Annotated in this window: 7 protein-coding genes; 2 read left to right on the forward strand and 5 right to left on the reverse strand. The window is 65.9% G+C overall.

From position 1 onward, the window contains the following. Position 1 precedes the first annotated feature (1 nt). A complete protein-coding gene (gene treS / locus AAG816_RS17740) occupies positions 2-3,307 on the reverse strand; it encodes a maltose alpha-D-glucosyltransferase (RefSeq protein ID WP_341990996.1) in 3,306 nt (1,101 codons plus the stop codon). Positions 3,308-3,310: 3 nt separating this feature from the next. After that, the gene (locus AAG816_RS17745) at positions 3,311-6,610 is read right to left on the reverse strand and encodes a maltotransferase domain-containing protein (protein WP_341990997.1); all 3,300 of its coding nucleotides are present in this window, start codon (positions 6,608-6,610) and stop codon (positions 3,311-3,313) included. A 258-nt stretch (positions 6,611-6,868) separates the two neighbouring features. Between AAG816_RS17745 and AAG816_RS17750 the strand changes: the two genes are divergently transcribed. After that, positions 6,869-8,545, forward strand: a complete 1,677-nt coding sequence (locus AAG816_RS17750) for an alpha-amylase family glycosyl hydrolase (RefSeq protein ID WP_341990998.1) — start codon at positions 6,869-6,871, stop codon at positions 8,543-8,545. A 12-nt stretch (positions 8,546-8,557) separates the two neighbouring features. On the opposite strand, the gene AAG816_RS17755 is transcribed toward AAG816_RS17750, so the two are convergent. Next, positions 8,558-9,862: a hypothetical protein gene (locus AAG816_RS17755; protein ID WP_341990999.1), complete on the reverse strand. Its 1,305-nt coding sequence runs from the start codon at positions 9,860-9,862 to the stop codon at positions 8,558-8,560. Between the two features lie 533 nt (positions 9,863-10,395). On the opposite strand from AAG816_RS17755, the gene AAG816_RS17760 reads away from it, so the two are divergent. Next, entirely contained in the window at positions 10,396-11,373 is a 978-nt protein-coding gene (locus tag AAG816_RS17760) for a tripartite tricarboxylate transporter substrate binding protein (RefSeq protein ID WP_341991000.1), read from the forward strand. A 91-nt stretch (positions 11,374-11,464) separates the two neighbouring features. Here AAG816_RS17760 and AAG816_RS17765 read toward each other — a convergent pair whose 3' ends face one another. Together AAG816_RS17765 and AAG816_RS17770 are read right to left on the reverse strand one after the other, a co-directional pair. After that, a complete protein-coding gene (locus tag AAG816_RS17765) occupies positions 11,465-11,968 on the reverse strand; it encodes a DUF1993 domain-containing protein (RefSeq protein WP_341991001.1) in 504 nt (167 codons plus the stop codon). A 128-nt stretch (positions 11,969-12,096) separates the two neighbouring features. After that, entirely contained in the window at positions 12,097-13,953 is a 1,857-nt protein-coding gene (locus tag AAG816_RS17770; protein WP_341991002.1) for an ABC-F family ATP-binding cassette domain-containing protein, read from the reverse strand. Between the last annotated feature and the right edge of the window lie 168 nt (positions 13,954-14,121).

Here is a 14,121-nt window from a genome sequence, read left to right on the forward strand (position 1 = left end):
CTCATGCGGGCTCCCCTTCCAATTGAGCGTCGGCATCCAGCTCCACCGCACCGGCCAGGCGCGATGCGAGACCATGCAGGCCGCGGACCGGCAAGCCGATCCAGGCGGGGCGATTGGCGGCCTCATAGCCGATCTCATAGGCGGCCTTTTCCAAGAGGAAGAGGTCGAGCAGCGGGCGATCAATGGCGGCGAACGGGCCGCCGCCCTCCACGTAGCCGCTCAGGAAGGCTCGCTCTGCGCGGGTCTTGAAGCGGCGCAGCAGGTCGGCGCGGCTTTCGCTCCCCGCCCAGGCGGATTGGTCGCTCCCGGGCAGGGCAAGGGTTGCGGTGGTATAGTCGATGGAGCGCAGCATGCCTGCCACGTCGCGCCATGGGCTGGATTTGGCCCGCCGCTCGGGAATGGAGCGGCGGGGTTCGCCCTCGAAATCGATGATGAAGGCATCTCCCCCGGAGACCAGGATCTGGCCCAGATGGAAGTCGCCATGGGTCCGCGTCATCAGCGCTCCATCCGCTTCCGCCGCGAGGCGGTGGACGGCCTGCAGGAGTTCGGTGCGGACATCGAGGATGGCGCGGGCGATGGCCTTGGTGTCCTCGTCCGGCCAGACGCTGACGTTCGCGAGGATGTCGAGTGCCGCCGTCATTTCGTGCGAAATCTCGGCATCCCATTTGGCGGTGTCCTGCGCCGTGGCGGATTGGGGAGCGAAGTCGGGGTCCGGTATGGTGCGCGCCAGTACCGTATGCAGTTCCGCGAGGCGCCGCCCGACACCACGGACGAAGGGCGTAATTCCCGAGATCTGCTCCTCGAACCGATGCTCGGAGGCTTGCGGCGTGGCTGCGGTGGCATCAAGCGCGCGCCGCAATTGATCCAGCGTCCAGTTCCAGGCATCGCCCTGGTTGCTGACGAAGCCCAGCATGAGGCCGAGAACCGCCGGCGTTCCATCAGGGGCAATGCGCACCACTTCGCCCAGCAAGGGCGCGGTGTTGGCATAGCCCTGCTCGGTCAGGTGGCGGGCCATTTCGGATTCCGGATGCATGCCGAACAGCGTGCGCCGTACCACCTTGATGACCGCGATGGAGCCGATGATGATGGTGGAGTTTGACTGTTCCGCCGCATTGCGCTGGATAGGGGCGTCCGGCGGGATCTCCACATCGGTCAACCGCGATGTGGGCACGAAGCGCAGTTCGCCGCCGTCCGGCAACGGCATCACCGCATGGCGCCGCAGCGCCCGCACCAGCGCATGGGGAAGGGCGTCCGAGGTCAGCGCATCGGTGAGATAGCCCACCCGCCGCCCTTGCCGCACCCGTGTCAGCGCGAGCTGAGTAACCAGAGGCGCTGGCTGCTGGTCTTCCCAGGCGATGGTGAGCGGCATGGCATAATGCTCGGTGCGCCCGCCCACCTGCACCTCGATATCGGCGAACTGGAACTCCTTCTCGGTGCCCGGCATCCCCGCGGTGAGGGCGAGGCGGGCGCCGGTGATGGTCTCGTTCTTGGAGGCGAACCAGCGCCGCCGCCCCAGATAGGCCGGCAACGCTTCGCTCTCGATCAGCGCCCGGAAGCGCGGCGAGACAGCGTCCGTCAGGCCGTTGCGCACCACGAGGGTGGCGAATTCCGGCAATTGCTCGGGCGGCGCGCTATGCCAGGCGGGCTCGGCCACGTCGGTGGCGAGCTGGAAGGCATACATGCCGAACGGCGGGATGGTCAGCAGATAGGGCAATCGGCCGATGGGCGGGAACGGCGTCATGCCCACCATGGCGACGGGCACGCGATGCTGGAATTCCTGGAGATCCAGCTCCACCGCCTGCAGCGTGTGGGAGAGATTGGCGACACACAGGATGGTCTCGTCCTGATACTCCCGCAGATAAGCCAGTATCTTGCGATTTCCGGGATAAAGCAGCCGGAACGTGCCACGCCCAAATGCCTGGTGGCGCTTGCGGATGGCCAGCATCTGCCGGGTCCAGTTCAACAGCGAATGCGGATCGCGCAACTGGGCTTCCACGTTCAGCGCGAAATAGCCGTACAGTGGATCCTGGATCGGCGGCAGCACGAGCTGTTCGGGATCGGCGCGGGAGAAGCCGCCATTGCGGTCTGGCGACCATTGCATGGGCGTGCGCACGCCGTCGCGGTCGCCCAGATGGATATTGTCGCCCATGCCGATTTCATCGCCATAATAGATCACCGGCGTGCCGGGCATGGTGAGCAGCAGGCCGTTCATCAGCTCCATGCGGCGGCGATCCCGCTCCAGCAGCGGGGCGAGGCGCCGGCGAATGCCCAGATTGATGCGCGCCCGACGGTCTGCCGCATAGACGGTCCACAGATAGTCGCGCTCGGAATCCGTCACCATTTCCAGCGTCAGCTCATCATGGTTGCGCAGGAAGATCGCCCATTGGCAGGTATCGGGGATGGCCGGTGTCTGCCGCAGGATATCGGTGATGGGAAAGCGGTCTTCCTTGGCGATCGCCATGTACATGCGCGGCATCAGCGGGAAGTTGAACGACATGTGGCATTCGTCGGCGTCGGCGCCGAAATACTGTTGGGCATCCTCCGGCCACATGTTGGCTTCCGCCAGAAGCATGCGCCCGGTGTAGTTCTCGTCCAGATGGGCGCGAATCTTCCTCAAGATGTCGTGCGTCTCGGACAGGTTTTCGTTCGACGTGCCCTCGCGCTCGATGAGATAGGGCACCGCGTCCAGCCGCAGGCCATCCACGCCCAGATCCAGCCAGAAGCGCATGACGGAGAGCACCCGCTCCAGCACTTCGGGATTGTCGAAGTTCAGGTCCGGCTGATGGGAATAAAACCGATGCCAGAAATATTGGCCAGCCACGGGATCGAAGGTCCAGTTGGACTTTTCGGTATCCAAGAAAATGATCCGTGTGCCCGCATAGCCCTGGTCATCGTCGGCCCAGACATAATAATTGCGTTCCGGCGAGCCCTTGGGGGCATGGCGCGCGGCCTGGAACCAGGGATGCTGGTCTGAGGTATGATTGATCACGAGCTCAGTGATGACGCGGATGCCGCGCGCATGCGCGGCCTCAATGAAGCGCCGGGCATCTTCCATGGTGCCGTAATCGGGCGACACGCCTTCGTAGAGCGAAATGTCATAGCCGTCATCGCGGCGGGGCGAGGGATAGAAGGGCAGCAGCCAAACCGTGTTGACGCCCAGGTCCGCGATGTAATCGAGCTTTGACAGTAGGCCCGGAAAGTCACCGATGCCGTCATTATTGGCGTCGAAGAAGGACTTGACGTGAAGCTGGTAGATCACGGCATCTTTGTACCAAAGTGGATCGCCCCCGGCGCGCATGGCATCCATGGGTCAGGCCTCCACCTTCCGCAGCCGCCAGATGGCAAAGGGCAGTTGTGCCGGATCGAGCCGTACACGCTGCACCTTGCCGGTCCAGCGGAACGCGGCGTCGGACATCAGATCCTCCACCTCCACGCTGGCATGATCGGGCAAGCCCAATTCCCAGAGCGGAAGCTCGAAATCGGCTTCCTGAGCCGCATGGGGATCGAGATTGACGGCGATCACCAGCAAATTGTCGCGACTGGGGGTAGCTTTGGCGTAAGCGAGCACGTGATCATTCCAGGCATTGAGGAAAAGGACGGACTTGTGCGTATGCAGCGCCGGATTTTCCCGGCGGATGCGGTTGAGGCGAGTGATTTCAGCGACGATGTTGCCGGGCGCAGCATAGTCTCGGGCGCGGATCTCATATTTGTCGGAGGCGGCATATTCCTCCTTGCCCGGCACCGCCGCGGCTTCGGCCAATTCGAAGCCGGAGAACACACCCCATAGTCCGGACAAAGTGGCAGCCAAAGCCGCGCGGGTCAGGAATCCACCGCGCCCGGAGGTCTGGAGGTAATAGGGATTGATGTCTGGTGTGGTGACGAAGAAATGCGGACGGTAGATGTCGCTCACCGGGGGCTCGCGCAATTCTTCCAGATAAGAGGTGAGTTCCGCCTTTGTATTGCGCCAGGTGAAATAGGTGTAAGACTGCGAGAAGCCCACCTTCGCCAAGCGATACATCATCTTCGGGCGGGTGAAGGCCTCCGCCAGGAACACCGCATCGGGATGCCGGCCACGCACGTCGGCAATCAGCCACGCCCAGAACGGCAGCGGCTTGGTGTGGGGATTGTCGACTCGGAACAGCCGCACGCCCTGCTCAACCCAATGGTTGACGATGTCCCGCAGCGCCAGCCACAGATCCGGCACGGCGTCGCGGGCATAGAAATCGACGTTGACGATGTCCTGGTATTTCTTCGGCGGGTTTTCCGCATAGCGGATCGAGCCGTCGGGCCGATAGGCAAACCAGCCGGGATGATCCGTCAGCCAGGGATGGTCCGGGGCGCACTGGATCGCGAAGTCGAGGGCGATCTCCAGCCCGTGCTCGCGCGCCGCCGCCACCAGCCGCAGGAAATCATCCTTGGTGCCAAGTTCCGGGTGAATGTCGGTGTGGCCGCCATGGCGTGAGCCGATGGCATAGGGGCTACCGGGATCGTCGGGGGCCGGCGTCAGGCTGTTGTCGCGGCCCTTGCGATTGCGCTCGCCGATGGGATGGATCGGCGGGAAATAAAGGACATCGAAGCCCATGTCGCGGATGCGCGGCAGGTCCGCGATCACATCATCGAAGCTGCCGTGGCGCGATGCGTCGCCGCTGGTGGAGCGCGGGAAAATCTCATACCAGGCGGCAAAGCCCGCGCCCTGCCGTTCCGCGTCCACGGTGAAGACGGCGCTCCGTGTGGCGAACGGGCGCTCACGGGTGGCGCGCATCAGGGCGATCGTCGTTGGCGCCAGCAGCAGCGCTTGCTGCGCGGGTTCCGAGGCTCGGCCCAACTCGAGCTGAAGGCGTGCCAGCGCGCGCTCCGCCTCGCCCGTCGCCGTGGCACCGCCCACCAAGGCCGTGCCTTCGCGGATTTCCAGCGACACGGGAATCTGCGCCGTCACCTTCGCGTCCAGCTCATGGTGGAAGCTGCCGAAGGCGTCACGCCATGCTTCGATGCTGAATTCGTGCTTGCCCAGCCGTTCCAGGGGGAACGCCGCCGCGAAGCGGTCGTTGCCGAGCGGGCGCATGGGGACTTCGTGCCATTGGTCGTCATCACCGGCTCGCCACAGCAGCGCGACCGCAATGGTGTCGTGGCCGTCGGTGATGACGTCCGCCTCCACCACCACCTGCTCGCCGACGATCCGCTTCACCGGAAAGGCGCCGCCATCCACCATCGGCGTGACCGCTTCAATGGCCAGGCGGGCCGCTTTGGCTGCCAGCGTTGCGCCTTCCGGGTCCGCCGCCGGAGCCTCCAGCACCGGCGCGATCACCTCCGCGGTGAGCCGCAGCACTTCGCCGGGCGCCAGTTCCAGGATGGTTCCGGGCATTAGAACGCGATCGTCGGGAGCAAAGAACCGCCCGAATCCCAGGGCGCGGGGCAGAAGATCTTCGCCCTTGACCGTGACGGTGCCGTCCAGTCTGGCATTGGTCAGCACCAGGCTGGCACCGGTGCCCTCGGTCCGGACAAAGGCGGTAACAGCCGCGCCGGGCGCGGAGATCAACTCCCACGCCGCGCTGGTGGGGGCCGCGCGGGCGGCGAGGCGGGCATTCGCGGCCCGGATCGCCGGCGCCAAATCGAACGGCGCCGTGTCGCGGACGAAGGCGAGATCCGCGGGCGAGCCGTGCGCCGGGTCCAAGGGATCACGGGCGCCAAACTCGAACCCTGCCGACACCAGGAGGCCGTCGCCGGTGGCAGCGCTGAAATCCAGGGCTCGGCGATGGGCCATCTGCGCCTGCGCAGGGGCAAGAGAGGGGACGCTCACCCGCGGTCCGAACGGCACCTCCGGGCAGCCGAGCACGGCGGCCAGGGGGTGAAGGTCGCGCCATTCCTCGGCCAGCCAGGGCTTGCGGTAGTCCCACCAGGCGGTGGAGGAGAAAACCGCATCAAATCCCACCGGCCGCAAGGCGGCGAGGGCATCGCGCGGTGCGCCCGGCGTCCAGGCCAGGAAGGTCGTGCTGGGGGCGGTCAGGCGACCGACCGCTAGAATTTCCGACCAAACCGCCGGCGGCACATGATGGGGGGCATCGCAGCGGAAGCCGGCGATGCCGGCGGCGGTCCATTGCGAGACCAGATCGGCAAAATAGCTGCCCACCGCTGCCGCAACATCTGGGCGGGCGAAATCGAAATGGGCCGCATCCTGCCGGCGCTCCATGCGGCGCGGATCGGGCACGGCGTCGTCCGCCGCGTGCGGCAGGAACCAGCTGGCCTCCAGGGCCGGCAGCAGGCCATCGACCGCCACCCGATCCACCACCAGATCCAGATAGAGCGACAGGCCGCGGCTGCGGGCCGCGCTGACCATGAGCCCCAGCCCCTCCACCGCATCCGCATCGCTGCCGAAGGCGGCGTTCAGGCGATCGTGATCGGCGGTGAGGAAGATGTTGCCGGCGCGCCCGGTGGCAAAAGGCGGGGCCAGCAGAATGCCGTTGAAGCCCAGGGCCGCCGCATGGTCGCAGGTGGCAGCGAAGGCATCGACGCCGCCCAGCCAGAGCGGATGCACGAGATAGAGCCGTGGCAGCGGGGAACCCGCGTCGGCGGCGGGGGCGGGGCGGGGGAAGGCATCGCGCAGGATCTGCATGGGCACTCGTCGCTGGCGGGGGACGCGGACAGGGCACGTCACCGCCGCCACGCGGCTTTGAGCGGTCCCCTTCGCTCCATCAACGCCGCACTGCACCCAGGGTTCCCTGGCCGGTGGCGGCGCCGGGGGCGCCCTGGTCGCGGCTCGCGCGGATGCGGTTCATGCTATGGCTGGGCGTCATCGGGCTGCGGTCGCCCCCCGGCCAGGATGGGCGGGAGGGCGTCAGCCTTGCCCTTGCGCAATCCGGAGGCCCGCCCCGTGCCAGATCCCACGACCGACGGCCCCGATGGCCTCCCGCAGCCAGCGAAGTGGTGGCAGAGCGGGGTGATCTATCAGGTCTATCCGCGCTCGTTCCAGGATAGCGACGGGGACGGGGTGGGAGACCTCACCGGCATCCGCCGGCGGCTGCCCCATCTGGTGGAACTGGGGGTGGATGCGCTCTGGATCTCGCCGATCTTTCCCTCGCCCATGGCCGACTTCGGCTATGACGTGGCCGATTATACCGGCATCCACCCGCTGTTCGGCACCCTGGCGGATTTCGATGCGCTGGTGGCCGAGGCAAAGGCCTTAAACCTCAAGGTCTTATTGGATCTGGTGCCCAACCACACCTCCATCGCCCACCCCTGGTTCCAGGAGGCCCGCAGCGGCCGGGCGAGTCCCAGGCGGGACTGGTATATCTGGCGGGACCCCGCCGCCGATGGCGGGCCGCCGAACAACTGGCGCTCGGAATTCGGCGGCAGCGCATGGGCCTATGACCCGGATAGCCAGCAATATTATTATCACGCCTTCCTGGCCGAGCAGCCGGATCTGAACTGGCGGAACCCGCAGGTGGCGGCCGCGATCCATGAGGCCATGCGGTTCTGGCTGCGGCGGGGGGTGGATGGGTTCCGGGTGGATGTGATCTGGCACCTGTTGAAAGATCAGGACTTTCGCGACAATCCGCCCAATCCGGACTGGCGGGAGGGCAGCAACCCCTATTTCCAGTTGCAGCCCCTCCATACCACCGACCTGGAGGAGGTCCACGGAGTGATCGCCGGGCTGCGGCGGGTGGTGGACGCGTTTCCAGAGCGGCTGCTCATCGGCGAAATTTACCTGCCGGTGGAACGGCTTGGCGCCTATTATGGCGCGCATCTGGATGGGGCCCACCTGCCGTTCAACTTTGCCTTGCTGGAGGCCCCCTGGGAGGCCCGGGCGCTGGCAGATCTCATTGCACGCTATGAAGCTGCGCTGCCACCGGGGGCGTGGCCCAATTGGGTGCTGGGCAACCATGACCGGCCGCGGGTGGCGAGCCGGCTGGGGGCTGAGCAGGCGCGGGTGGCGGCGATGCTGCTCCTCACCCTGCGGGGCACGCCAACCCTTTATTATGGCGATGAAATCGGCATGACCACGGTGCCGATCCCGCCCGACCGGATCCAGGATCCCTATGAGAAGAACGTGCCCGGCCTCGGCCTCGGGCGGGATGGGGTGCGCACGCCGATGCCGTGGGACGGCTCCCCCAACGGCGGTTTCACCGATGCGACACCGTGGCTGCCGTTGGACGCTAACTTCCCCGAAAATAACCTGATGCAACACCGTGGCGCACCGGCGTCCTTGTACACGCTGTATCAAACCCTGCTGCGTCTGCGCCGGGCGCATCCGGCGCTGGCGGTGGGGCGCTATCAGCCGGTCGGGGTCGCGGGCGATCTGCTGCTCTATGTGCGCGCACATGCGGGCGAGCGGTTCCTGGTGGCGCTCAATCTCGGCGGCGCGCCGGCCGTGGCCACCTTCGCGCCGGGGGCGGACGGACGCATCCTCCTCTCCACCTTCTGCGACCGGGTGGACGAGCCGGTGACGGGCGCCCTGGCCCTGCGCGGCGCCGAGGGCGTGGTGGTGCGGCTGGAGCCGGAAGCGGCGTGGCCGCGGCTGGCAGCGCTTGGTGCCGCAGCGCCGGCATGACACCGCAAGCGGCTAATATTTGAAGGCGTTCAGAAGATTGAAAAAGCGCTTGTCCTTGGGGATCTGGCTGCCGGCCCCCTGCGGCTGGCGGGCGCCGGGCTTGCCCAGATACCAGTCCAGATGGCTGCGCAGGCCGGCCTCATCGCGCTTGCTGTGCAGGTCGAGCAGCTTGTCATAGGCATTCTTGCTCGCGGCGCTGGCGAAGAAGGTCTTGGTCTTGTTGTAGGCTTTCAGCGCGCCGTCCACGTCCCCAAACAGCGCGCTGGCGCCCGTTGCGATGGAGAGTGCCCAGAAGCGCAGGGTGTAGCCGCCGCTTGTGCTGTGGCTGTCCATGGAGATCCGCGTCTTGCTGCTGCCGTTTTTCTTGAAGACGCAGGTACAAGAGCTTTTTGAGGATGCATGCAGCATGTAGCCGCCATCGCGCATGCACATGTTGTCGATGTCGTTCTCGACGGACGCGGAGCTGATAATGTGGAAGTCGGGATTGGAGATGTTCTGCTCCGCAATCAGGCGCTTGAGCATGCCGATATGATGATCGAGGCAAATTTCGAAGCCAAATGTCATGTGTTTTGTCGGGGTTACCGGCAAAGAGACCACAGGACGCTTGACGCTCGGGATGAAAACCGCATCGTCCGTGTTGACGGATTCGAAGAAATCGCCGCGCTTGTGATATTTATAGACGACCTCTCCGTCCAAGAAGGCGTAGGCGGTATTTCGAATATAGTATTTAATACCAGCATTCGTTCTATATGTATTTCCATCCACCGTTTCTTTTGTGCTCTTTTTTCCGAGGATCATCTGTCGCTTTGCCGGCGCGCTCGGCAGATAATAAGTTGCGCCATTGCTGCGGACGTCATCGTAGGCATCCATCCCCTTGATGCGACTTTTCTTGTCCAGGTTGATGAAATAGTCGATTTGCTTGACCCCGCGCTGCCGCCGGTCCACGGTCTTGGGGTCGCCGCTGCGCCGCGCGAAGGTCTTCTTCCAGGCGATGGTTCCCGGAACAATCAAGATGTGCGGGTGGAGCGTGCTGAGGGCGCAGAGCTGCTGGATGCAGGCGTCGCGCTCGCCCACCGAGATCGTGCGCTCGGTCACCTGCGATGAAACCACTTTTTCGGCATCCTGATGCGCGAGAAAATATTCCGGCGCGACGAAGATGCCGCGGATCTTCTGGTCAACCGGAAAGCTCGCCATGGCGACCTGAACCGCCAGTTCGTCCACCGCGCTCTCCAGGTCATTGATCCGTTGATTGATAGTGGCCGAAGTAAAGGATGGCACTGCGGTCGTAACCGACCAGAGCCCGACAATGAAATCCATGGTTCGCAATCCTTAGATGCCCTGCGGCGTGGCCCCGTCGAGCGAAAGTCCAAGCTTAGCGGAGGTGTGGGCGTTTCGCACAGACCTTGTGCCGATCTATGCCGTGGGCAGATCCATGCCGTGGGCCGATCTTGGCGGTGCTGTCCGGCGCGCACGGAGCCTCACCTGGCAAAGTCTGGAGCATCGAAGGGGCGTCGGCCCGCGTCCTTCCTCTTGGCCGGCATCCTCTTGGCCGGCATCGCCCGTCGGGTGCGGGCGCCGGTGTGCCGGCGCGGCGTTTCCCGGAACAATCTGGACATGACCGTTCCGCTCATCCTTGGATGGCGGTGGAACCATCCCCACGGAAGAGAGCAACAGGGGCCCGAAGGTGGTTCCATGCTGCCCCGGCATATTCTGGGTCTCGGGCGGCGTCGGCGATGCCGTAGCGGCATCTCTGACCATCGCCAGAAGGTCTTTGTCGGTGCCTCCGAGCGCTGACAGGATGTCCCGAGGGTTAAACACGCCTCGAGAGCGTGGGGCAGGCTGGGAGGTCCATGATGAAGGTGCTGATCCGTGGATTAATTCTGTCGGCGGCCATGGCGCTCGCCTCACCCTCAGGGCATGCGGCCGATGTCTATCCCAGCCGCGCCATCAAGATGGTGGTACCGTTTGCCTCCGGCGGGCCGGCGGACGCCATTGCCCGCACCCTGGCGGACAAGCTGGGCGGGATCCTCAAGCAGCCGGTCATCGTCGACAACCGCCCCGGTGCCGGCGGCGTGACGGGCATGAAGACGGTGGCGAAGTCGCCGGCCGACGGCTACACCTTCGGCATCGGATCGGCGGGCGCGCTGGCCATCAGCGTCTCCCTCCAGCCGGATCCCACCTATGATCCGCGCACCGACCTGCTGGCGCTGACCCTTGCGGCCAGCGTGCCCGAGCTGTTCGTGGTCAATCCCAATGTGCCGGCCAAGACCCTGGCCGAGTTCATCGCTTTGGCCAAGGCCAAGCCCGGCTCGCTGACGGTGGCCTCGTCCGGGGCCGGCAGCATGCCGCATCTGGCGGCCGAACTGTTGCAGCAATATGCCGGCATCCAGCTGGTGCATGTGCCCTATCGCGGCGCGGCCCCGGCCGTGACCGACCTGCTGGGCGGCCAAGTGGATGCCATGTTCATGGACATCGCCGTTCTGCTGCCCCACGTTCAGGCTGGACGCATGCGGGCGCTGGCCATCGGCAGCCCCGAGCGGTCCGCCATGCTGCCCGATTTGCCCACCACCGCCGAACTGGGCTTTCCCAAGGTGGTGGCGGACAATTGGTACGGCATCGTCGCCCCGCGCAACCTGCCGCAGCCCATCGCCGACAAGCTGCATGCGGCGCTGGTGGAGACCTTGGCCCTCCCCGACGTGAAGGCGAAGCTGGCCCAGCAGGGCGCTGTGGCCAGCAGCACCACGCCCGCCGCCTTTGCGGCCTTCCTCGCGAGCGAAGTGGACAAATGGGCCGAGGTGGTGAAAGCGGCGAACATCAAGCCCGAGTGACCGGGCGCGTGACCGGCCGCGTGGCCGCGCCGTGCGGCCCGGGCCATTGCCACCGGCGCAGGACCTGAAGCAGATCCTGCGCCGCGCCGTCTTAAGCGATCGGCCCGAGGAAGTCGCGCTTGCCCACCGGCACGCCGTTCTGGCGCAGGATGGCGTGGGCGGTGGCCACGTGGAAGAAGAAGTTCGGCAAGGCGAAGCTCAGCAGATAGGCGTCGCCCTTGAGGTCGCCGATATGGTTGAGGGTGATGGTCTTGTCCTCGCTGCCCACGAACAGCACCGGGTCCAGGCTCTCCAGATAGGCGATGGTCTTGGCGATCCGGGCCTGGAGTTCGGGCAGGGTGGTCTCCGTGTCCTCGAATTTCGGCGCCGGGGTGCCGGAGAGGCGTTCGCCGGAGAGTTTCGAGGTATCGCTGGCCCGCTGTACCTGGCCGGCTAGGGACAGCATGTCGGGGGCGAGGCGCGCGCTCGCCAGGATATTGAGATCGAACTTGCGCTCGCCGGCGGAGGCGGCAGCTTTCTCCAGTTCGGCGGAGAGCGCGGTCAGGCCCCGGATGAAGACCGGAACCGAAGCCTGATGCATGGAAAGGGCGGTCATGAATGCTGCCTGTTTCTGGGATGGATCACGTTGAAAGCCCCTTCGCTGGGGACGAAGGCATGCCGTCGGCACCGGGCTTAAGTGATCATCGCAGGGGCGGGCCGCAAGCGCTGCCCGCCGACAGAGTGTCAGCCGGCTAAGGTCTCGATCTCGGAACTGGCTTCCAGCCACTCTTCCTCGATCTTGGCGAGCGTGGCCACCGCCTCGTCGCGCTGCTTGTTCAGGCGGGCGGCGTCATTGGGGAATTTGGCGATCTTGGGGTCGGCCAGGCGCTTGTCGATGGCGGCGATGTCCCGCTCGCACTTGGCCACCTGCGCTTCCAGCTCCTTGGCCCGCTTTTCCAGCGGGGCGAGGGCATTGGCATCGCGCTTGGCGTCGGCCTTGTCCTTGCGGCCCTCGTCGGTCATGCGCTCGGTGCCGGAGCGGCTGAGCACTTCGCGGCGATACTGGTCGAGGTCGCCGTCATAGGGCTTCACCGTGCCGCCGCCCACCATCCACAGCCGCTCGACGCAGGCTTCCAGCAGATGGCGATCATGGGACACCAGGATCACCGCGCCGGGGAAATCATTGATGGCGGTGATCAAAGCGGCGCGGGACTCGATGTCCAGATGGTTGGTGGGCTCGTCGAGGATCAACAGATGCGGGCCGTTGAAGGCGGCCAGCCCCAGCAGCAGCCGGGCCTTCTCGCCACCGGAGAGGGACGAGACCTTGGTGTCCGCCGCCCCGCCGGAGAAACCCATTTCCGCCGCCCGACCGCGCACCCGGGATTCCGGGGCATCGGGCATGAGCTTGCGCACATGCTGGGCCGGGGTATCGCCGGGGATCAGCTCGTCCAATTGGTGCTGGGCGAGATAGGCCACTTCCAGCTTGTCGGCGCGCACCACACTGCCGCTCTGGGCCTGGAGGCGATCCGCCAGCAGCTTGGCAAAGGTGGACTTGCCGTTGCCGTTCGGCCCCAGCAAGGCGATGCGGTCATCCTCGTCCAGGCGCAGGTTGAGGCCCTTGAGGATCGGCTTGCCGGGCACATAGCCCACCGAGACATTGTCGAACACCACGATGGGCGGGGACAGCAGCTTCTCGGGATGGCGGATCGAGATGGATGCCGCCTGCTCGCCCACTTCGGCGGCCAGCGGCTCCATCTTGGCCAAAGCCTTCATGCGCGACTGCGCCTGCTTGGCCTTGGAGGCCTTGGCGCGGAAGCGGGCGACGAACGCTTCCATGTGGGCGCGCTGGCCTTCCTGCTTCTTGCGGGCCTTCTGGTCCAGCAGCAGCCGCTCGCGGCGCTGGCGATCGAACTGGGTGAAGCCGCCGCGATAGAGCGCCAGCTTGCCATTGGTGAAATGCAGGATGTGATCGACCGAGGTATCCAAGAGGTCGCGATCATGGCTGATCAGCACCACGGTGCGCGGATAATTGGCCAGATAATCCTGCAGCCAGAGCGTGCCTTCCAGATCCAGATAGTTGGTGGGCTCGTCCAGCAGCAGCAGGTCCGGCTCGGTGAACAAGAGCGCGGCGAGCGCCACGCGCATGCGCCAGCCGCCGGAGAATTCGGCGCAGGGGCGGGCCTGGGCGGTCTCGTCAAAGCCGAGGCCGGCGAGAATGCGGGCGGCGCGGGCGGGGGCGGAATGGGCCTCAATGTCCACCAGCCGGATTTCGATCTCGGCGATACGGTGCGGATCGGTGGCGGTAAGGCCTTCCTCCAACAGCGCCGCGCGCTCCACGTCGGCGGCCAGCACCCGCTCCAGCAGGCTGTCCGGCCCGGCGGGGGCTTCCTGCGCCACCCGGCCGATGCGGGTGCGGTTGGGCATGCGGATGGTGCCGCTTTCCAGCTCCAGCTCGCCCACCAGCGCCTTGAACAGGGTTGTTTTGCCGGTGCCGTTGCGGCCGACGACGCCCACACGCGCGTTCTCAGGGAGCGCAGCGGAGGCGTGGTCCAGCAACAGACGGCCGGCAAGGCGGAGCGAGATATCGTCGAGCACGATCATGATCGGGCTCTTCTCGCAGGCGCGAGGCCGAAGGGCAAGGGTTTGTGTGCGGTGCGGTCGTTCAGGGCTGCGGGTGCGCGGAGCGCGATGGGAGACGCGCGCCCTGTCCCCGCCGTTTCACCCCCCACCCCAACCCTCCCCCGCAAGGGGGGAGGGGGCGCGTTGCGT

The sequence above is a fragment of the Azorhizobium sp. AG788 genome, from assembly GCF_943371865.1.
In the GTDB taxonomy this organism is placed as follows: Bacteria; Pseudomonadota; Alphaproteobacteria; order Rhizobiales; family Xanthobacteraceae; genus Azorhizobium.

Coding starts and splice junctions, on each gene's coding strand:
- treS (WP_341990996.1), bottom strand. CDS start 3,307: ATGGATGCCATGCGCGCCGGGGGCGATCCACTTTGGTACAAAGATGCC.
- AAG816_RS17745 (WP_341990997.1), bottom strand. CDS start 6,610: ATGCAGATCCTGCGCGATGCCTTCCCCCGCCCCGCCCCCGCCGCCGAC.
- AAG816_RS17755 (WP_341990999.1), bottom strand. CDS start 9,862: ATGGATTTCATTGTCGGGCTCTGGTCGGTTACGACCGCAGTGCCATCC.
- AAG816_RS17760 (WP_341991000.1), top strand. CDS start 10,396: ATGATGAAGGTGCTGATCCGTGGATTAATTCTGTCGGCGGCCATGGCG.
- AAG816_RS17765 (WP_341991001.1), bottom strand. CDS start 11,968: ATGACCGCCCTTTCCATGCATCAGGCTTCGGTTCCGGTCTTCATCCGG.
- AAG816_RS17770 (WP_341991002.1), bottom strand. CDS start 13,953: ATGATCGTGCTCGACGATATCTCGCTCCGCCTTGCCGGCCGTCTGTTG.